General features: G+C 41.8%; 15 protein-coding genes. 11 read left to right on the top strand and 4 right to left on the bottom strand.

Going from position 1 to position 21992, the window contains the following annotated elements:
- Window positions 1-18: 18 nt before the first annotated feature.
- Window positions 19-912 carry a TolB-like translocation protein gene (locus EGN73_RS11620; protein WP_219289796.1) on the bottom strand — a complete coding sequence of 298 codons (894 nt, stop codon included), beginning with the start codon at window positions 910-912 and terminating at the stop codon, window positions 19-21.
- Window positions 913-966: 54 nt separating this feature from the next.
- Between EGN73_RS11620 and EGN73_RS11615 the strand changes: the two genes are divergently transcribed.
- The 6 genes from EGN73_RS11615 to EGN73_RS11590 all read left to right on the top strand — a co-directional run bounded on the left by EGN73_RS11615 (window position 967) and on the right by EGN73_RS11590 (window position 7966).
- Complete coding sequence (locus EGN73_RS11615; protein WP_219289795.1) at window positions 967-2055, top strand: oxygenase MpaB family protein; 1089 nt, start codon at window positions 967-969, stop codon at window positions 2053-2055.
- Between the two features lie 80 nt (window positions 2056-2135).
- On the top strand, window positions 2136-2471 hold the full coding sequence (locus EGN73_RS11610) for a DUF2752 domain-containing protein (protein WP_246611560.1): 336 nt from the start codon (window positions 2136-2138) through the stop codon (window positions 2469-2471).
- Window positions 2464-2850 (top strand): TM2 domain-containing protein, encoded by a 387-nt coding sequence (locus tag EGN73_RS11605; RefSeq protein ID WP_219289793.1) that lies wholly within the window; start codon window positions 2464-2466, stop codon window positions 2848-2850. The genes EGN73_RS11610 and EGN73_RS11605 overlap by 8 nt, the downstream gene beginning before the upstream one ends.
- Window positions 2837-3790, top strand: coding sequence for a DUF4097 family beta strand repeat-containing protein (locus EGN73_RS11600; protein WP_246611559.1), 954 nt, complete (start codon window positions 2837-2839; stop codon window positions 3788-3790). The genes EGN73_RS11605 and EGN73_RS11600 overlap by 14 nt, the downstream gene beginning before the upstream one ends.
- Before the next feature lie 205 nt (window positions 3791-3995).
- Window positions 3996-4451, top strand: a complete 456-nt coding sequence (locus EGN73_RS11595) for a CHY zinc finger protein (RefSeq protein ID WP_219289790.1) — start codon at window positions 3996-3998, stop codon at window positions 4449-4451.
- Window positions 4452-4558: 107 nt separating this feature from the next.
- A complete protein-coding gene (locus EGN73_RS11590) occupies window positions 4559-7966 on the top strand; it encodes a HEAT repeat domain-containing protein (protein ID WP_219289787.1) in 3408 nt (1135 codons plus the stop codon).
- A 539-nt stretch (window positions 7967-8505) separates the two neighbouring features.
- Here the strand turns inward: EGN73_RS11590 and EGN73_RS11585 are convergent.
- The 3 genes from EGN73_RS11585 to gldC all read right to left on the bottom strand — a co-directional run bounded on the left by EGN73_RS11585 (window position 8506) and on the right by gldC (window position 13798).
- Window positions 8506-9969 (bottom strand): SGNH/GDSL hydrolase family protein, encoded by a 1464-nt coding sequence (locus EGN73_RS11585; protein WP_219289784.1) that lies wholly within the window; start codon window positions 9967-9969, stop codon window positions 8506-8508.
- Between the two features lie 13 nt (window positions 9970-9982).
- Window positions 9983-12856 (bottom strand): TonB-dependent receptor, encoded by a 2874-nt coding sequence (locus EGN73_RS11580; RefSeq protein ID WP_219289780.1) that lies wholly within the window; start codon window positions 12854-12856, stop codon window positions 9983-9985.
- Window positions 12857-13453: 597 nt separating this feature from the next.
- The gene (gene gldC / locus EGN73_RS11575) at window positions 13454-13798 is read right to left on the bottom strand and encodes a gliding motility protein GldC (RefSeq protein ID WP_219289777.1); all 345 of its coding nucleotides are present in this window, start codon (window positions 13796-13798) and stop codon (window positions 13454-13456) included.
- A gap of 92 nt (window positions 13799-13890) precedes the next feature.
- On the opposite strand from gldC, the gene EGN73_RS11570 reads away from it, so the two are divergent.
- The 5 genes from EGN73_RS11570 (at window position 13891) to hisD (ending at window position 21991) form a co-directional block, all read left to right on the top strand.
- On the top strand, window positions 13891-14877 hold the full coding sequence (locus EGN73_RS11570) for a GSCFA domain-containing protein (protein WP_219289774.1): 987 nt from the start codon (window positions 13891-13893) through the stop codon (window positions 14875-14877).
- Between the two features lie 82 nt (window positions 14878-14959).
- The gene (locus EGN73_RS11565; protein WP_219289771.1) at window positions 14960-16981 is read left to right on the top strand and encodes a thioredoxin domain-containing protein; all 2022 of its coding nucleotides are present in this window, start codon (window positions 14960-14962) and stop codon (window positions 16979-16981) included.
- Window positions 16982-16990: 9 nt separating this feature from the next.
- A complete protein-coding gene (gene priA, locus EGN73_RS11560) occupies window positions 16991-19510 on the top strand; it encodes a replication restart helicase PriA (RefSeq protein WP_219289768.1) in 2520 nt (839 codons plus the stop codon).
- Window positions 19511-19785: 275 nt separating this feature from the next.
- The gene (gene hisG, locus EGN73_RS11555; protein ID WP_219289766.1) at window positions 19786-20646 is read left to right on the top strand and encodes an ATP phosphoribosyltransferase; all 861 of its coding nucleotides are present in this window, start codon (window positions 19786-19788) and stop codon (window positions 20644-20646) included.
- A 55-nt stretch (window positions 20647-20701) separates the two neighbouring features.
- Window positions 20702-21991, top strand: coding sequence for a histidinol dehydrogenase (hisD, locus tag EGN73_RS11550; protein WP_219289764.1), 1290 nt, complete (start codon window positions 20702-20704; stop codon window positions 21989-21991).
- The last annotated feature ends 1 nt before the right edge of the window (window position 21992 follow it).

The following is a 21992-nucleotide window of genomic DNA, read 5'->3' as shown; positions in this document are numbered from 1 at the left end:
AAGTCAATACTCTTGGTATTATTGAGATCTTTCCATTACCAAAACAAGTTTCTTTAGCTTTGGAGAATAAGCCATTCGACTGATGGAGTGATAGCCATTGACTTCAATATTGCCAGCTGATATCCATTCTGTTTTGTTGGCTTTTCTAAATAACAGTTCTTCTCCTTTTCCCATCAACAAAAGGTTTTTATTGAGCCAAATGAAATCCTCGACACCAGGAAGGGTATAACCATAATTGTGTTGAGTTTTTTTCTCAATATTATATCCTTTTATTGCAAAGACTTTTTCTCCATTAACTTCCTTGCTGTCATTTTTGTCAATGTAGGTGATAATTGGTGTTTTTGGACGTTTTCGGACCGCTCTACCTACGTTTTGGCTTATGGAAAGGATGTCTTCTTTGGAAAACGGGTAGAGTAAAGTGTTTGGTTGACCAAGTACAAACATGGCGGCCCTATTGTCATACCAATCGTAATATCCTACCGGCTCTATATCATCATAAAGGAGTTCCGGTTCACCAAAATTGGTCGGATAAAGCCACAACCTTTGCTTGCCGTCTTCTTCTACAGTGACTGCTGACACGTACAGTCCACAATCTGTGATGGCAGGGGAAAATTCATTCAGGTTTGGGGTTTTGGTGAGGTTTGTAAATTTCTCAGACTCGAAATTATAAATGATGATATCATGATTCCCTTTATCGTCAGCAGCAGAAAAAGCCAGTTGCTTTTCATTGATAAAATTCGGCTGATTGTCATAAAGGTTTCTGTCAGTAATATTTTTCAGGGTATTTTTGTCCATACTCAATTTACTGCCACTTGCTTTTGCATCCAAAACAATAATGTCCGTAGCGGTCTGGGCCAAGGATATGGTAATCAGAAAAAACAGGCAAAATGATGGTATTAAAGTTTTTAACATGGGGGTGACTCTTATTTTTTAAAACCTATTGAAGGCACTGTGGTTTAGAGGTTAATGGAGAAATTAAAGCTATACACTCAGGAGAATTTGGATAAACTCAGAAAACTGGGCGATCCTTTGGCAGATCAAGCAGTGTTGGATCTGATAACTCATCCTGATATTGTAAGCCTTATCAATTCCTATCAGAATTTTCCTTCTGAATCAGATTGGTCAGGTTTTCCGCTATCAGTGCAAAAATACTTCCAAAGCTTTAGCAGACAAGTAGAATTTCTAGATGAAAAGAAAATTGTATTGGCTCAGGAGTATTTTAGCCAAAATGGTCATTTTTATTTGTCCATGCTGGGCTTTTATTCCCTGCCTTATTGTTATGCCTTTGCGGATGGAGCCCAGGTCTTGGTTCGTTCCAAAAGAATCACCGAAGAATCCGGTAAAAGGCTTGCGGAGACGGCTTTGTTTCTTTTGGATTGCTTCAAGCCCGGAGGTTTTTTAGGTGATGATAAGCATGCACTTTTGAGTATTGCCAAGGTCAGGTTGATCCATGCTTTTAGCAGGTATTTTGTTGGAAAATATGCCACTGACTGGCAAGAAGCATGGGGGCTTCCCATCAATCAGGAGGACATGATCGGGACCAATCTTTCCTTTTCATTGCTGGTCATCAGAGGGATGGAAAAACTCAAAAAATCTACAGGTCAGAACGTGTACCTTGCAGTTTTTCATTATTGGAAAGTTATAGGCGCTTACCTTGGTTTGGATACTAGATTCTGGCCTGAAAATCCCAAAGAAGCATTTGAGCTTGAGAAAATGATTCGAAAAAGACACCTTAGGCCCTCGGAGGCCGGGAAAATTCTGATCAGGTCTTTATTGTCTTTTTATGAGGAAGATATTCCCAATCCCCAAATGGCAAAGGCTGCGGAGTCTTTGGTTAGTTTTTTTGTTGGGAATCAGGTATCTGAAGCCTTGGATATTCAGCAAATCCTTCCTTTAAGATCTGAACCTGTGAGGTTGCTATTGGAGTTTAATTTTTGGAAAGATGGCAATTCCAAAATGTCTTATTCTAAAATCCGAAGTCAATTTCTCTGTAGGCAAAAAGAGAAGTTTCCAGAGGGTTTATCCCTGTCAGTACCATTGGTAAATCGTTCATAATCGTACACTTTTTTGTCCGTTAATAGCTTCAAAAAGGGATCATATTGGGCAAAATGTGGCTAAAATGCTGTTTTTGGCATATGGCATCCTTTTCGTACTTTACCGGACAGATGAAAACAATCACTGGCATAGCGAAGAGGGTTCCTTTAGAACTGATCTTTTGGATCGGGGCTTTGATCGGCATCTTTCTTATTGATCCTTATGGATCGCATCATTTCACCTTGTGTCCTTTGGAAAACCTAGGTTTCCATTGGTGTCCAGGTTGTGGATTGGGCAGGGCTATGAGCCTTCTGTCCAAAGGGGACCTTAAAGCATCATGGTCAATGCACCCTTTGGCGATGTTTGCCTTTGCTGTGATTATCTATCGCATCATTGAATTAATCAGAAACTTCAAAACAACTAAAAACTATGGCTAATGTATTAAGACACCTTCCAGAGCTGGAGGGAATGGAATTAGGTTATATCCAGGGAATTCTCAAGAATATGGATGATGATCAGGCGAGCCTTTTTGCCCAAGTTTACAGGGCAAGAAGAAAAGACAATCAAATGATTCTTATCCTTTGCTTGTTGGGCTTTTTTGGGTTTGCCGGTCTTCACAGGTTTATTCTTGGACAGATTGGACTAGGTATACTTTATATTTTGACGCTGGGACTTTGTTTTATAGGAACTATTGTGGATTTGGTCAACTATAAAAGCCTGGCTTATGAATACAATGTAAAAGTTGCTCATGAAACTTTGTCAATGATGTCCACTAATGGAATGAAACCAAGTCAATCTACCAATGAAAATTTCTAAAACCTTTTGGATGCAGGGAGTGGGATGGGCAATGCTTTTGCTTGTCACTTCCTGTTATTTCCCGGAAAATACAGAAACTGTAGATATTGAAGAAACTTTCAGTGGGATCAAAGAAATTGAACTTAATGGAAGGTTTCTTGAAGTGTCCTACGAAGGACGAAGTGGAGAACAGGAAGTATTTTTGAGTGCTTTATTGGAATTGCCGGAAGATAGAGGCTATGAATTGAAATATAGAAAATCAGGTTCCAAGCTGAAAATTGACCTTGAAGGGAATGGGGATTTTTCTGTGTGGAACTTTGGGATTAATTCCAAAGGAACCATCATGTTGATTGGTCCGGAGGAAATCAAGTTAGATCTGAATGTCAGTTCAGGGTCTGTGGACGTCATGAATGTCCATCATGAAAGTATGAACGTTAAAGCCAATTCCGGAAGCATTAGACTCATGGGAGTAGAAGTGGGAACAGGTAATTTTACTGCCAGTTCGGGTTCTATACGTGCCGAGGCTGTGGCAGGTAAGCTGCAATGCCAGGTAAACTCAGGAAGTATCCGCTTGAAGGATGTTTTGGGAGATGTGGATGCCAAAGCCAGTTCGGGCAGCATCAAAATGGAAGATGTACAAGGCAGGGCTGATGCCAAAGTCAATTCCGGAAGTATCAGGCTCTCAGGAGTCAAGGAAATCGGTGAATTGAGTGCCAGCAGTGGAAATATCCGGGTGGAGCAATCTTTCTTAGGGCCAAATTCCTCTTTCCATGCCAATTCAGGTAATGTGCGGGTGGTTACCTTAAGCAATCTGGAAGATTTCAATTATGACCTCAGTGCGGGAAGTGGTGCAGTTAGGGTTGGGGAAAGCAGTGGCAGAAAAAACCTAAAAGTAAATAACAACGCCGAACACACTATCAAAGGAAAAGTTGGAAGCGGTTCCATCAGAATTGTGAACTGATTTTAGTTCAATTTAAACCACAAGTACCACAAGATAACATGGAAGAAAGGCTCCGAAAGGGGCCTTTTTCTTTTTACATCTTTTTCAATCTAAAGCAGTTTGGATTTTAGCAATTAAATTGGTTCCCACTTTTAGCTCATATACTTTTTATCCCACAGATATTTCGACAACTTTGTAGGGAGTTGTCACCTGAAGTAAATAAAATATGCAACGGAGTATTTACTTGTCTTTTTTCTTCATCATAGTTCTTGCATTTCCTGCCATCGCTCAGGAGAAATCAGACTCTCCCTTCCATATTATAGATGTGGGAAATGTAAGGGTGTTTGGAAAATCTGTCGACCATCAAACACGCTGTGTTCACTGGCATTCTCAGCTTGACGTGATTGCTATCAAGTTCAAATGCTGTGGCAAATACTATCCCTGTTTTTCATGTCATGAAGAGGAAGCAGACCATCCCCATGAAGTTTGGCCTACAGAGGAGTTTGATTCCAAGGCTATTCTCTGTGGGGTTTGTAGTCATGAAATGACAATTCAGGAATATATGGATGCAGACAATACTTGCCCCAAGTGTCAGGCAAGTTTCAATCCTGGTTGCAGCAATCACTATCATCTTTATTTTGAGACTTCTTCAAAAGATCCCAAGTCGGAAGAGAAATGGTAAAAGTTAACCATTCAAACAATACATTTAGCCATTATTGATTTTGTCCGTTTAGGTTTTTGGATTTTCCCTATATTGAAAGCTGTTTCAATCGATTGATCAATAAACCTATGAAACCTCAACAACTGCTTTGCAGGATAGCATTTCCTGCAATTTTTGTAGCTGCCTTTTCCTGTCAGGAAAAAGCAAAATCAACCGAAGAGCTGCACATTACCCAAATGGATCATGATGAAGTCAGAAAAATGGCTGATGAAATTGAATCCAGTCTTAGTCCTCAGCTTGCAGATGGTCTGACCATGAGTATTTGGGCGGTAGATTCCCTTATCGTAGACCCCATTTCCATCAGCATGGACGAGGATGGTTCCTTATACTATACCAGTTCAGGTAGGTTAGGAAAAGTAGAGTTCGATATCCGTGGCCATCAGGATTGGGAGATTGAGTCTATTTCTCTTCAGTCAATAGAAGAGAAGCGGGCATTTTTGAGAAAAGAGCTTTCCCCTGAAAATTCAGAAAAAAATAAGTGGCTCAAAGATTACAACAATGACGGTTCCCATGACTGGAGAGACATGTTGGAAATCAAGGAATCCGTCTACCGTATTAAGGATAGCAATGGAGATGGACTGGCCGATTGGTCTCAAAGGGTGGTCCATGATTTTCATGAAGAAGTTACGGATATAGCTGCTGCGGTGCTCAAGCATGAAGGCAATCTTTTCGTGGGAGTTGGACCGGATATGTGGAGGTTAGAGGACAAAAATGGGGATGGATTGATGGATGAAAAAACATCTATTTCCCATGGTTATGGCATCCATATTGGTTTTGGGGCTCATGGAATGTCAGGAGCTACGGTTGGGCCTGATGGCCGGATTTATTGGGCGATAGGGGATATTGGATTCAATGGTGTGGACAAAGATGGCAGGCAATGGAAATATCCGAACAGGGGAGTTGTGGTGCGTTCTAATCCTGACGGATCTGACTTTGAAGTATTTGCCATGGGGGTAAGAAATACCCATGAGTTTGTATTCGATGAGTACAATAACCTGATATCCGTGGACAATGATGGTGATCACCGTGGTGAAAGTGAGCGATTGGTGTACTTGGTCAATGGATCGGATACAGGCTGGAGGATCAATTGGCAGTTTGGAAAATACCGTGATCCGGACAATAATACTTATAAGGTATGGATGGATGAGAAGCTATATATCCCAAGACATGAAGGACAGGCTGCTTACATCACTCCTCCCATAATCAATTACGTCAATGGCCCCACGGGAATGATTTATAATCCAGGTACAGCAATGGCACCAAGGTGGAAAAACACATTTTTTGTCGTGGAGTTTGTGGGTAACCCTGCCCGGTCTGGTATCCATGCTTTCAAGCTAAAACCTCAGGGAGCTACATTTGAATTGGCCGAAACAGAAATGATCCAAAGCCACATGTTGCCGACCGGATTGGATTTTGGACCTGATGGAGCCATTTACGCAGCCGATTGGATCAATGGCTGGGGGAATAAAAATTACGGCAGAATCTGGAAGCTTGATGATGAGGAAGGAAAAAACTGGGAAGCCAGAAAAGAAACCCAGCGTAGGATTTCTTTGGACTTTAAGAAGATGTCGGAGAATGAGTTGTTGGATCATTTGATGTATGAAGATCTTCGAATCAGGCGGAAAGCACAGTTTGAATTGGCTAAAAGAGGTGCTAAGGGAGCAGAAGTTTTCCAAAAAGCCCTTGACCAAAAGGAGAACCAATTGGCAAGGGTCAATGCGATTGTAGGCTTGAGCCAATTGGCTAGAATGGAAAATGCTGATCATGCCAAAAAACTCATTCCTTTGCTAAAAGATGAAGACCCTGAGATCCGGGCTCAGGCGGCTAAGTGGCTAGGAGACATCAAGTACCAACCAGCAGCAACACAACTTTTAGGTCTTTTGACTGATGATTACCCAAGAAACAGATTTTTTGCAGCAGAGGCTCTGGGCCGTATGGAATATGGGTCTGCTTTCAAGGCATTGGTCGGTCTGTTGGAAAGGAATGCTGATGAGGATGCTTACATCCGACATGCAGCTTCATTGGCCTTGGCAAGAATCAATGAGCCTGAACAAGTAGCAGGGCTGTGGAACCATCCAAGTAGGGCCGTAAGATTAGGGGCAGTTTTGGCTTTAAGAAGGATGGAGCATCCTGGAATTGCCAACTTTATCCATGACAAAGATGAATACCTTATTACAGAATTGGCCAGGGCCATCAACGATGATTTTTCCATTGAAGAAGCCCTTCCAGCATTAGGAGATTTATTGGTGAGCACATCTTTTCAGAATGAGCCTCTGATTAGGAGAGCCATCAATGCCAATCTTAGGGTGGGTACGGAAAAGGCCATGCAAAACCTGATTGATTACATGCAGAAGTCCGAGGCCCCGACAGCGCTGAGACAAGAAGCTATCGAGGCCTTGGGAACTTGGACCAAGCCATCACGACTCGACAGGGTAGATGGGCGGTACAGGGGAGAAGTAACCCGTGAAGGAAACTTGGTGAGGGAAAAGTCTGCTGAGGCGCTGAAGAAGATACTTTCTGAAAGAAATGCTCCATTGCGTTTGAGCGCTGCAAAGGCAATTGGAAGACTGGAAATCCAAGAGGCCTCTTCGGCATTGTTGGCCATGATAAGCAGCGATTCAGATCCTGATGTTAAGATTGCAGCCATTCAGGCCTTGGCCAGAATGGAATCAGAACAAACCCCTAATGCCATTGAAAAAGCATTGGATGATAGAGACAAGTCCGTCAGGGTTGCAGGACTTACCTTGCTGGAGCAATTGGAATTGGACAGGGAACTTAAAGTTAACCTATTGGCGGAGGTCATTGAGAAGAGAACTACTGAGGAAAAGCAGGCAGCATTGATTTCACTTGGCAGAGTACCTGTGCAGTACACCAGAGCTACTTTTGAGACTTTGCTGGATAAAATGTCCAATGACAGACTTCCTACAGATATTTTGCTAGAGCTTTCGGAAGCTGTTGAGGCAGCGGATGATCCGGAACTTACTTCTCAATATGCGGCTTCTGCTGCTAAGCTATGGGATGGAGATGTAATTGCTTCTTACCAAAGTAGTCTCAATGGTGGGGATGTGGTGAGAGGAAGAACACTATTTTTCCAGTCGCAAACCGGTCAGTGCATGCGTTGTCACGCTTATGATGATATGGGAGGAAATGTGGGGCCACCAATGAACGGCATAGCTTCGGTATTGAGTAGGCAGGAATTACTGGAATCCTTGGTTGACCCCAGTAAGCGTATTGCTCCGGGCTATGGTATAGTAAGCTTAAACCTTGAAAATGGGAATAGGATTTCCGGAGTTTTGGCTGAGGAAAACAAAGAAAGTATTCTAATGAAGCAAGGTAGTCAGGCAGATACCTTGATTATGAAAAAAGACATCGCAGAGAGAAGAGATGCACCTTCAAGTATGCCAGACATGAAAGCTGTACTGAGCAGAAGGGAGATAAGGGATCTGGTTGCTTATCTTTCTACTTTGAGGGATTAAGGATAATCCGTTTTCATAATATGTATATCCGCAATTATACCACTAGCCAATTTAAATAAGTGCCCAATCAATCAGATACTAATAGATATTGGATATACATTGATATTGGCTAGAAATCATAGGTTTGTCCCATTATTTAGGTTCTACTGGCAAGTAAGCGGATAATCTGTTTTCATAATATGATAAAGTAAATTTTAGCCCTAATTTTCTCTTATTGCACAATAAAAAAAGCCACCCGTTTGAGTGGCTTTTTTTGGGTTGGTAAGGAATTACCTAGGGCGTGCTGAAAAACGCCAACTGGAGAATAAATGCTTTAAATTTTGATGAATACCCCGTTTGTCAAGTATTTTCTTTTTAAGCAGGTGCACGCTTATTCAAAGATATAGCTTGATTTCCGTGCTCCTTAAAATTTCAAAATTCGAAATTTTAAGGCTAGTCTCAGGCATACCATCTTCTTCATTGGGCTCACTCGAAGTATAAGCATACATCTTCATTCGCCCGCTTTGAATCTGGCATACCTGAGACTTTTTCAGCAAGCCTTACCTTGGAAGGTCATTACCCATGAATTCATTCGGATTAGCTCTTGGGATATTTGAGCCCCATTTTTCATTAATCCTGTCTATAAACAAGTTCGCAACAAAGGCATGAGCTCTTGCGTTTGGATGTACGCCATCCAATGAGAAGCCACCGTTTGGAGGAACAATAGAGGCAGTCAAGCCAACACCACCTGAGGAGACCTGTCCTGCTAAAACCCTATCCAAGAGATTATTCACATCTACTAAGACAAGGCGATCATTATTGGCCTGTACAGCGGCATTGATAAAGCCGTTGAAAGCTGTGATTTTATTGCTGATCTCTTCTTGCTCTTCAGGTGTAAGGACAAACTGATCTTCAACAGGAAAGCTAATACCTCTGATCAATGCCTGATTACCTCCCACCACTTGACCTAATGCTGAGGAAAGAGGTAGGGTAGCCCTGTCAGCAGATTTACTTTGTCTGATAGAAGGCAGACCCAAAGCCGTCAAGTTTGTAAGGTTTTCATCATCCATGACAAAAGCATTTTGTCCTGCTTGGAATTGGATTCTTCTGTATTCCTCTTCCTGTGCGGTGATCAGTCCAGCAGCCCTAACCTGTGCCAGACCAGCATTGTATGCTGCATATCCGGCATTTGCTTGAGTAGCCTGCTCTTGGGAAAGAGGCAGGGCATTCCAAGGGACCAAAGTGAAGTAAGGCAAAACAGACAAGCTTGGAATATTAGCTACCGCACCTTTTGCATCAGCATTGGCTTGAAGCATTGTTCCTAAAGCAGCATTTAAGCGCTGTTGAAAATCTGTGTCAGAAGTAAGAATGGCAGGATTGGAAGCACCACCTATTGCATAACCCAAAACGTCATTGCTACCCAGCCAGAATGTAAAGAAAGTGCCACCGTTTGCCAAAGCTGCTGCGGCATCTCCGATTACAGTGGAAGTTCCAGGATTGGAAGCAAACCTTTCATACAGTCTGTTATAAGCAGGATTTTCAGGTACTGCGGGACCACCAGTCTGAGGAATCAATGCAGTCAACAAGGTAATGCCAGGAACACCAAAGTTGTTGAGTTCAGCTTTATTGCCGGCATAATCTCCAGGTATGTCACCTGCACCAATAGGAGCGGGTGCTGCTGCGCCTGTATTTGGATTGACGGTAAGGATTAATCTTCCCAAAGGACCTTGGGGACCCATTTGGAAAAATCCATTTTCAGAATTGATAGAAGGGACATTGAAGTCGCCTCCGCCCACAGCTCTGGCCTGCTCAGCCAAAATCACAGCAAAAGAACTTTGTTGGCCTCTGTTATAAAGCGCTCCATCCATAAAACCGGCAGTAAGAGAATTTCCCACAGAAATGATTCTTGTGAAATCAGCTGACCCCGAAGTAGGCTGTTCTATCTGCGGCTCAGGGAATTCGTAAGTACAAGAGACTACGAGGGCCGCGAGTAATAGGTATCTAAGTTTATATAGTAACTTCATGTTATTCAGGTTATCAGTTCAACAATTCATCGAAAGTGATGGAGATGTAGTAGATCGCACCAATTGTAGGGCCTCCAAAGTTGAGGATGTACCTTTGATTGAAAAGGTTGGATCCTCCGATCTTGACAATTGATTTCAGATCTTTAAGCCTGTAGCTTACCTGTGCGTCAAATGTATGCACTTCCGGAACATCACCCTGAGCAAATGTAGCTTCCCATCTAAAAGCTGATTGGTACCTATATGTCACTCCAAATCCTAATTTATCAGTGACTTTTCTGTTTGCGAATGTGATGTTGGTTTTGTGCTCAGGAGTATTGAAGTCATTTAAGAAATCTTCCCCGATATTGGAGATCAGCCTGTTGAAGTTGTAGTTACCACCCAAAGTGAAATTGCTTGGTAGGTTGTAAGTCAGTCCTATTGCTGCCCCGTGAGCCCTGACTTCCTCGTCTACAATATTAGTATAGGTTTGGAAGGTGTTTTCCATACCGGGTACTGTGATTGGGGTAAGTAAAGTAGGAGCATTTATCGCATTGATAGCAGCTTGGTCAGTGTTAGGCATTGCACCTGGGAAAACCGGTCCTGGTGCCCTTCTTACAGCCGTCTGGGTAATGAAGTCATTGTAAATGTTATAGTAGTACGCAGCATCTATCAAAAGCCTGTTGTTAGCAATTAGACTTTTGTATCCAATTTCGAATGACTGAACTCTTTCCGGTCTTAGATCCGGTAAAGACTCTACTCTTTCAAGAAGCCCGGTCGCTCTTGGATCTACAGGAGAAAGTCCTGAGCCTACAGCGGCTACGTAGTTGTTGACAGAAGCAAGTGAAAAGGCGTTTTCAAAGATATTGTACTTATCCCTGTAAAAAGGAAGACCACCGATTAGTCTTGCAGATACCACATTAAGGTCAATATGCTGTGCTTGGGTTGTAGGGTTTCTGAAACCGGTCTGGTAGGATAACCTGATATTATTGTTTCCTTGGGTAAATACACCTGAAATTCTCGGGTTGAACTGCCCCTTGAAGTTTTCATTTTTGTCATAGCGGACTGAAGCTGTGATTTTCAGTTTATCGTCAATGAATCTTTTTGCACCTTGCGCGAATGCTCCGATTTCCTGAATCGTAATGTCATTACCTTCTACATCAGCGAAGATGGTTCCATTGGACCTTAAATCATAAACTCTATAAGAACCACCTACTTGAAGGTCCATGAAATCAATTTCATTTTTGAAATCATACATTCCTTCTAGCATGTTCATTCTGGATCTGTCGTCAAAAAGTGAACCTTGTGGGATTACTTCTCCTCTGACGGCACTTTTAGCAGCGTCAAATTCAGGAGTTCCAGGCAAGATTCTCCCCGTATCTGCAATGTCTCTTGCAAATCTATGCGCTGCAGCCTGTTGTTGTGGTGTTCCTAATTGGCCTGGAGCAACGCCTTGCCCCTGTATCAGATTTGTAAGATAAGCACCGGCGTAATCTCCAAACCACGCCGAATTAGACTTCCACCTGTCGTTAATGGCTACACCGGTAAGGTCAGCAATAAATGAATCGCCGGAATTTTCTATAGTGGTGTAAGCTCTAAGAAAGTAATTGTCTGCTTTCAACTCAAGTTTGTGCTGAATAATGGAGAAGTTGGCTAAAGAATAACGCTGGGCACCTGTATAAACTGAGGTACCAGCACCATAATTAACCACATAAGATAGCTCAGCTCTATCTGTGACCCTATAATGTAGGGCTCCGCTAAGTTTTAGGTTCTTTGCATTGTAATCTACCAAATGTCTTTCATCATACCCTGTCCTGGATACAATCTGGTCTGGCAAGCTATTTACGGCTGGTCCGAAGGCTTGTTGGAGAGCTGCTACATTTCGAAGAAGTCCCAAATTGTTAGCTACTTCGTCTCCAAAAACGTGAACTCTATCGGCGCCTGGGTTGAAGTCTAAAGCTCCTTGATTTTCTCTGGCAAGATCAGTCTGATCAGTTCCGTGCCAATCAAGGGCCTGCATATATGAGGCATTAAGTTTAAATGCTACTTTGTTGTTGAATGCCTTTGCGTATCGAATAGAACCTTCATACATAGGCTGTGCGTTTTGTGGCTCTCCCGGTCTTCCATTGATGTGGTTTACACCTTGTTTGTAGAAAGCACTTAGACCCTGATATTCAAACGGGCTTTTGCTATTGACCAAAAGAATTCCATTGAATGCGTTTGGACCGTAAAGGGCAGAGGCTGCACCTGGGATAAATTCCACAGATTCCACATCCAGTTCAGAAGGTCCGTTAAGGTTACCAATAGGAAAATTCAAAGCAGGCGCTTGTGTATCCATACCATCGGTCAACTGCACGAATCTGGTATTACCTGTGGAGTTGAATCCTCTGGCGTTGATGATCTGAAAATTGATGGAGGAAGTTGTGACATCTACCCCTTTGAGATTGGCTATGCCTTTATAGTAATTGTCTGCTGGAGTATCTCGAATGGCCAAAATGTCCATTTTTTCAATAGAAACAGGAGATTGCAGTATACTTTCTTCCACTCTGGATGCGGATACTACCACTTCCTGCCCAAGCATAGATTGTTCGGCAAGCTGAACCCTTAGGTTGCTTACATTGGCTTCTGTGATCTCCACTTCTTTAGAACCAAATCCGATCATGGAAAACACAAGAGTGAGTGGTGGAGCTTGGTTGACCCTTAAGGAAAAATTCCCTCTAAGGTCGGTAACGGTTCCTATCACCTTACCTTTAACCAGGATATTTACACCTATCAGTGTTTCACCTGTACCTTCCTCTGTGACTGTTCCTGAAATGGTCGTAGTCTGAGCCAGGGCCGGACCTACCCACAAGGAAACTAAAGCAAACAGCAACAAAACTGCCCGCCAATTACTTTTTGTAAATTTTTGCATAAGCTATAATGGGTTAATTGTTAAACTTTGCCGAAAAGCAATTATAACTTGTTAATTAGTGTGAAATTTAGATTAATTTCCCAATTATCAATAGGTTTGCCTTGAATTTATTTTGTGATTTTTGCCAGATAAGGAATAAATTTTTGGAAACCTGTTCATTTTCAATGGAAAACAAATATATCCCTAGGGAAAATAGGCCTATTTCTGAGATAGAAAGGGTTTGTTGATTTTACTGATGTTTTAGTTAGGGCGTGCTGAAAAACGCCAACTGAAGAATAAATGCTTTAAATTTTGATGAATACCCCGTTTGTCAGGTATTTTCTTTTTAAGCAGGTGCACGCTTATTCAATGTTATAGCTTGATTTCCGTGCTCCTTAAAATTTTAAAATTCGAAATTTTAAGGCTAGCCTCAGGCATACCATCTTCTTCATTGGGCTCACTCGAAGTATAAGCATACATCTTCATTCGCCCGCTTTGAATCTGGCATACCTGAGACTTTTTCAGCAAGCCCTAGTTAATGAGTAAAAACAAAAAACCTACCCGTATTATAGGTAGGTTTTTTGCTAAATTGGATTTAAAAAGGTTGAAGTCGAATAATTAGGCTCCAGTTTTCTTATTTTCTTCATTGACATGCTTTACCAACCTGTCACACAAATCTTTCATTTCTTCTGACATGTATTCATCGCCTGTACTGTTGAGAATGGTCTGTGCCATTCCTCCTATGATGTCTATATAAAAACGCTTCATTTCAGCTACAGACATGTCTTCAGTCCATAGGTCAATTCTCAATGTGCTGTGATTGAGGTTGTCCCATACATTTAAGCTGATGCTCTTGGTGCTTTCCGCCCCGCTGCCTTCTTTATCTGAGGCGTCCCACTGAATGGACTTAGGGAGATTTTTATCGTCTAGTTTTACGTTAAATTTTATTTCAGAATTTTTCATGATCATGGATTTAATTCGGACGCAAAACTATGAAAAAAAATTTTGTGCCTTTTTATTCGGGACTTCAATTCCTTTATTTCTATTTTTAAGCCATGCAATGGACTACTTCGTTTGATGTCCCCGAGGGACAATTAAAAATAAATCACCAATCTTCTATCTTTTCAATAGGTTCCTGCTTTTCCACTATGATCTCGGAAAAGCTTACTGAACGCAAGTTCCAGGTATTGAACAATCCTTTTGGTACCATTTTTAATCCACTTTCACTAGCGCAACTGATGGAGGACTCTATCCTTGAAATGCCCATCAGCACGGACGCCATGTTGGTGAGAGAGGGATTGCATTTGCATTATGGCATGCATTCTGACGTGGTAGCTTACAGTCAGGATTCTTTGGAAAGGTTGATTCACAAAAAGCAACAACACAGTAAACAGGTGCTGGAATCCGCTTCGCATATCGTACTTACTTTTGGAACTGCTTGGGTTTATGAACACTTGGATCTGGGTCTTGTTGTTGCCAACTGCCACAAACAGCCCGGTAAATTGTTTGAGAAAAGATTGCTTCATCCTGAAGAGATACAAAAAGCCTTCAGCGGATTTTTCAATATTCTCCAGCAGGTTAATCCTGAAGTGCAGGTATTGCTTACGGTCAGTCCGGTAAGGCACATTAAGGATGGTATTGCTGAAAATCAACTGAGCAAATCAATTCTCAGACTGGCTGCACATGACCTGACAGAAACTTACGATTTCATAGATTATTTTCCATCTTACGAAATAATGGTGGATGAATTAAGAGATTATCGCTTTTATAAAGAAGACTTGATACATCCCAATGCCCAAGCTGAGGAGTATATTTGGGAAAAATTCAAAAATAGCTGGGTGGACCCTGCAGCTTTTCCTTTGATTAAGGAGTTTGAAGGGATCAAAAGAGATTTGGCCCATAAGGCTTTCAACCCTGATAGTCCTGCACATATGAAGTTTTTGGACAACCTTCAGAAGAAACTGGAAAAGTACAGTCGGGATTATGATTTTTCGAAAGAGCTGGATGCATTGAGAAAGCAGCTTCAGTACAGAGGAAAATAGCAAAAGACTTGTTAACCTGATACCCGTCTTTTTTGAAACTCTTTTGAGTAAAATTATTTTGTAAAGGAATAAATGCTTTACCATGAACCGTCTGATCAATTCCAAGTCGCCTTATTTACTCCAACATGCTTACAATCCCGTGGATTGGTTCCCATGGAGCGAGGAAGCGCTCCTAAAAGCAAAATCCGAAAACAAGCCTATTCTGGTAAGCATTGGATATTCGGCCTGCCATTGGTGTCATGTCATGGAGAAAGAGTCCTTTGAGGATAAAGAGACAGCAGACTTGATGAATAATAACTTTGTCTGTATCAAAATCGACAGGGAAGAAAGGCCTGATTTGGATAATATTTACATGGATGCAGTGCAGGCTATGGGGCTTCAGGGTGGATGGCCTTTGAATGTTTTTTTGATGCCTGATCAAAAGCCATTTTATGGGGGTACTTATTTTCCCAATCCACAATGGAAATCCTTACTGCAGAATATTGCTGATGCCTACACCAAGAATTTTGACCAGCTTGCTGAAAGCGCAGAGAGTTTTGCCTTGAGCCTTCAGGCTTCGGAATTTGAAAAATACGGTCTTTCGCATGATGTCTTGAACCTATCGAAAAGTGAACTGTCTCAAATAGTAGGTCAGCTTGTATCCCAGTTTGATGAAGAATGGGGAGGCATGAACAGAAAGCCGAAGTTTCCCATGCCGTCTATCTGGGCTTTTGTCATGGAAGTAGCTTTGCTCCAAAATGACCAAATCCTATCAAATAAGGTGTTTTTCACTTTAGAAAAGATAGGTATGGGAGGGATATATGATCATTTGAGGGGAGGTTTTGCAAGGTATTCGGTAGATGGGGAGTGGTTTGCTCCCCATTTTGAAAAGATGCTCTATGACAATGGGCAGCTGATGGAGCTTTATGCCAAAGCCTATGCCCTTACCCGCAATGATTTTTTCAAGGAAAAATCTGATGAAACCATTTCCTGGCTTCAGCATGAAATGTCTGAGGAAAAGGGGGGCTTTTATGCCGCTCAGGATGCAGATTCTGAAGGAGTGGAAGGTAAGTTTTATACCTGGACTTATGATGAGCTTGAAAGCATTGTGGGAGATGATCTGAGTTGGTTTGCCAAATTATATAATGTAAAGTTTGCCGGTAATTGGGAAGAGGGAGTGAATATACTTTTTCAGACAGATAGTTACGAAAATCTGGCAGAAGAGGAGGGATTGACAAGAAGTGCTTATGTGAAGAGGTTACAAAAAGTCAAATCAAACCTCTTGGCAATAAGGAATATGCGTGTGTTCCCGGGATTGGATGATAAGGTGCTAAGTGGATGGAACGGATTGATGATATCCGGTCTGGTCAAAGCTCACCTATTTACCGGAAATGAAAGTGCTATGACAATGGCGGTGTCCTGTGGGGAGTTTATCCGGAATAAAATGTACCTTGATGGAAAGCTTTTTAGGTCATATAAAAACGGAGAAGCATATACCCCTGCTTTTTTGGAAGATTATGCTGCAGTGATTCGGGCTTTTATTGATTTGTACCAGATCACCTATGACCTCAGTTGGGTTCAATTCGCCAAAAAGCTCACCGAAGATGCATTGAAAGGATTTTACGATGAAAAAGACGGGTTTTTCTTTTTCAATAATCCAAGTTCCGAAAAGCTCATTGCCAACAAAAAGGAGCTCTTTGATAATGTGATTCCTTCCAGTAATTCGATCATGGCCAAAAATCTACAGGATTTGTCACTTATGTATTATGATGATATTTATGCGGAATTGTCCAAGAAAATGCTTTCTTCCATCAAACCTTTGATTCTTAAGGATCCTGGATTTTTGAGTAACTGGGCTTCTCATTATCTAAATAGTCTTGTGCCAAAAGCAGAAGTGGCAATAGTTGGTAAAGGAGCAATAGCAAAGGCCCGAGAATTGCAGTCAGCAGTTTTAGCCAATTGTGTCATTGCAGCTTCAGAAGAAATGAATGATCAATTGCCATTGCTGGTAGGTAAAAAGGCTGATGCCAATGGCAATGCCTTGATATATGTCTGCTATAATAAGGCCTGTCAAAAGCCTGTTTCAGATATTTCGGAAGCTATTAGCCAGATGCCACATTTATAATACACTGTTTTGGAAAATTTATTTGGAGAAAGTTTAGATCATGAATCAACTGCAACCGGACTTTTTGCAGATGTGATTATTCCTGTTCCTATTCCAAAGCTTTTCACTTACAAGATTCCAAAAAACCTTAAAGATGACATAGGTATTGGATACAGGATAATAGTACAGTTTGGCCAAAAAAAGATCCTCACAGGAATTATAGCCAAAGTCCATCAAAAACCGCCGGCAGCTTACGAAGCCAAACCTATTTTGGATGTGCTCGATCATCACGCCACTGTCAATCCCCTGCAGATCAGATTTTGGTCCTGGATGGCGGAATATTATTGCTGCAATATCGGGGAAGTGATGAATGCAGCACTTCCTTCGGGCTTAAAGCTGAGCAGTGAAAGTAAGATCCAGATCAATCCAACTTTTGATTCAGATACTTCTACTTACCCTTTGGATGAAAGGGAAGAGCTGATTTTGCAGGCTTTGGCCAACAAAGGTGAGATGACATTTGAAGATTGTCAGGTGGTATTGGGAATTAAGTCTGTCCATGGCATACTGAAGAGCATGGTGGTCAAGGAAGCCATTCTTGTATTTGAACAGGTAAAAGAGAAATACAACCCTAAGGTGGAGTCCAGGGTAAGGCTGACCAAGCGATATGCAGAAGATAAAAACGCCTTGGAAGGAGTCTTTCAAGAGCTTTCGTCCAAGCCTAAGCAGGAAGAAGTGCTCTTGAAGTACCTCCAGGAAGTGCCTGTATACAAAAAGCCAGAGCTCAATACTAAGGGGCTTGAAAAATCTGTCTTTTCTGAAGCAAACTTATCCGCATCTTCTCTCAAGACATTGATCAAAAACGGTATTCTTGAGGAATACAAAATCATCATAAGCAGGTTTGAGGAAGAGGAGCCGGAAGATGTTGAAATCCAATTGTCCGAACCTCAATACCAGGCTCTCAAAAGTATCAAAGAACAACTAAAGGAAAAAAACACCCTTTTGCTCCATGGAATTACAGGAAGCGGCAAAACTGAAATTTACATCACTCTCATCCAAGAGGCCATAGCAGGAGGAAGTCAGGTGCTCCTTTTATTGCCTGAGATTGCCTTGACCACACATATAGTCGGAAGGCTGCGCAAGGTATTCGGAAGCAGCATGGGTGTGTTTCATTCCAAATACTCGGATAATGAGCGGGTAGAAGTTTGGAATGGGGTGCTGAGTGGCAAAATCACTTTTGTAGTAGGAGCAAGGTCTTCTATTTTTTTACCATTTGATTGTTTGGGTTTGGTCATTGTGGATGAAGAGCACGAATCATCTTTTAAGCAGTATGATCCGGCCCCAAGATTTCAGGCAAGGGATTCTGCTATTATGTTGGCATGGCTGCATCAGGCCAAAACTGTTTTGGGATCTGCTACGCCTTCATTTGAGTCGTTTTTTAATGCCCGTACCGGAAAGTATGGCTATGTAGGTCTTACCCAGCGCTATGGAGAAGCTCAGCTTCCTGAATTTCAATTGGCAGATGTACTGATTGATAAAAAGAAGAACCTGCTCAAACTGGACTTTAGCCGCTTGTTGCGTGAGAGTATTCAGGAAGCCTTGAGTAAGCAAGAGCAGGTATTGATTTTTCAGAATAGAAGGGGATATGCCCCATACATCTCCTGTGAGGATTGTGGATGGATCCCTGAATGTGAGCACTGTGACGTCAGCCTTACCTACCATCAGTTCTCAGAAGAAATGCGCTGCCATTACTGTGGATTCAAAGAAAAAGTGCCCAGCTCTTGTCCGGCCTGTGGCAGCAGTAAACTGAGTGCCGTAGGCTTAGGGACTGAGCGGATTGAGGAAAGCATTTCACTTCTTTTTCCTGAGGCCAGGGTAGCTCGCATGGATTTGGATACTACCAGAAGTAAATACGGCTATCAGAGGTTACTTGAAGATTTTGGAAGTGGTAACGTAGATATTCTTGTGGGTACCCAGATGATTACTAAAGGGCTGGATTTTGATAAGGTGACCGTAGTGGGTGTAATGGATGCAGACCGGATCTTGTTTTTCCCTGATTTCAGGGCAGGTGAAAGGGCTTTCCAACAGATTACCCAAGTGGCCGGCAGGGCTGGAAGGAGAGACAAAAAAGGAAAAGTGATCATTCAGACCCGAAAGCCCGAACAACAGATCTTTAACCAGATTTTCCAAGGGGATTTCAAAAACTTTTACCTTCAGGAGATGGCAGACCGTCAGCGATTCTTTTATCCTCCTTTTGTCAAAATCATTAAAGTAAGCACCAGGCACAAAGACTATAAAACCGCTGAAAAGGCTTCCAATTCCCTTCATAACCTGATGGGAGACATTCAGGTCAAAAAAATCCTTTTAGGACCTGAAAAGGGACTTATCGGGAAAATCAAAAATCAGTACATCTTTGAAAGCATCATCAAGCTGGACAAAGGAGGCAATGCACAGGCGCAGTTCAAAATGGAGTTGCAACACCTTCTCACGGAGCTTCTGGCGCAAAAGGAATTTAGGTCTGTAAGATTTATAGTAGATGTTGATCCGTATTAAAGTTCAAATTTCTTATAGTGAGATCTTGAATAAACAATCATTGAAGTTTGGATGTTAAAAGATAGCATATATCTTTGCCAACAGATGAACAAAATTTTAATATATCAAGTATACTTTTATGCAACAGCTACTCAGGCTGCAGTTCATCATTTCCATCATTCCTCTTAAGGAGGAAAATTGTTTATATATCGCCCAAGGAAGGCTGTTGGTATTTGATACAGTCCTATTATCCAAAATCATTTATTTCATTTTGATACTAAACGTATATTGCATTCATGAATTCAATCATTAGGATTGCCGTTCAGAAAAGCGGCAGATTAAGTGACGACTCTTTAAGCCTCATCAAGGAATGTGGCATAAAATTTTATAACGGTACGGGTAAGCTTAAGTCTACTTCTACCAATTTCCCCATAGAATTTCTATTTCTAAGAGATGATGATATCCCCGGCTATGTAGCAGATGGTGTAGCAGACCTTGGGATAGTAGGTGAAAATGAGCTTGTCGAAAAAGACAAAGATGTCAACGTACTCAAGAAATTAGGTTTTTCCAAGTGCAGACTTTCCCTAGCAATTCCAAAAAGTGAATCTTACACCAATATTCATTATTTCCAGGGCAAAAACATTGCGACTTCTTACCCGAAAATCTTGGGAGATTATCTAGAGACGCAAAATGTACATGCTGAAATCCATGAAATTTCCGGTTCAGTGGAAATTGCACCAAGTATAGGCCTTGCCGAGGGGATCTGTGACATTGTAAGTTCAGGTTCTACACTCATGATGAACGGGCTCAAAGAAGTAGAGACAATTTTCAAATCTGAGGCTGTTTTGATCAGTAACAAAAAGCTGGATGCTGAAAAACTGGAAATTGTAGATAAGCTTTTGTTCAGGATAAATGCAGTTCAAAAAGGTAAATCCAATAAATATGTGCTACTCAATGCGCCGAATGATTCACTAGATAAAATCATCAGCCTGATACCTGGGATGAGAAGCCCAACTATATTGCCTCTGGCCCAGGAAGGATGGTCTTCTGTACATTCTGTGATTGCTGAGGATCAGTTTTGGGAGAATATAGAAGAATTGAGGGCTGCAGGCGCTGAAGGAATCCTTGTAGTTCCTATTGAGAAAATGGTTGTCTGATTGCCACATTGGCAGTAGCTATGGACCATTGTCATTAATCATTTAATGAATCATTATGAAAACAATTTTGAATCCGACCAAATCTGAATGGAAAAAGGCACTGAAAAGACCTGTTCAGAAAACCAAGGATATAGAGAAGATAGTAAAACCTATCATGCGCAAAGTCAAGAGGCTAGGAGACAAAGCCCTGATTAAATTTGCGCTGGAATACGACCATGTACAGATAGACAAGCTCATGGTCAGTGTCGAAGAGGTGCGCAAAGCCAAAGAATTGGTCTCCAACGAACTAAAGGAGGCTATTCTTCTGGCCAAAGAGAACATCAAAAAGTTTCATGAAGCTCAGGTTCAGGAAGAGCTAAGCCTGGAAGTGATGCCTGGGGTGACCTGTATGAGAAAATCTATTGCCATTCAAAAGGTAGGTCTTTATATTCCAGGTGGCACTGCCCCTTTATTTTCCACCGTCCTGATGCTGGGCATTCCGGCCAATATAGCAGGATGCGAAGAGATTGTGCTTTGTACCCCACCGGACAAAGAAGGCAATATCCACCCTGCTATCCTTTATACGGCTGATCTTATTGGAATAGATAAAATTGTCAAAGCCGGAGGGGCCCAGGCAATAGCAGCATTGACTTATGGGACAGAGTCAGTTCCCAAGGTGGACAAGATTTTCGGACCGGGCAACCAATATGTAACAGCTGCCAAACAGCTTGCAGTAAAAAAGGGAGTATCCATCGACATGCCGGCCGGACCATCAGAAGTTTTGGTCTACGCGGACAGCTCGGCAGTGCCTGCATTTGTAGCAGCGGACCTACTTTCTCAGGCCGAACATGGAGTGGATTCACAGGTTATATTGGTGGCAAGTACTGAAAAGGTGGCCGAAAAAGTAGAAAAGGAATTGGAAAAGCAATTGGCTGAACTTCCACGAAAGGAGATTGCAAAAAGGGCTTTGGAAAATTCTGTTACTGTAATCATTGGAAATGAGGAAAAAGCCATACAGCTGATCAACGATTATGCTCCAGAGCATTTGATTATTTGTGTAAGTAATGAAGAAGAGGTGGTTTCCCGTATCGTCAATGCGGGGTCTGTATTTATAGGGAATTATACCCCTGAATCTGCTGGAGACTATGCCTCCGGTACCAACCACACCTTGCCTACTTATGGCTATGCCAAAAGCTATTCTGGGGTTTCATTAGATAGTTTTGTAAAAAAGATCACCTACCAAAAGATTACAGAAGAAGGTATCAAAAGTCTAGGACCGACCATAGAAATCATGGCGGCTAATGAATTACTGGAAGCACACAAAAATGCTGTTAGCCTCAGGTTGAAATATTTAGAAGATAACTGAA

This window comes from Arthrospiribacter ruber (assembly GCF_019343195.1).
GTDB lineage: Bacteria > Bacteroidota > Bacteroidia > Cytophagales > Cyclobacteriaceae > Arthrospiribacter > Arthrospiribacter ruber.
Note: the sequence above shows the minus strand (reverse complement) of the source record. Positions and strands in the feature narration are given on the sequence as shown.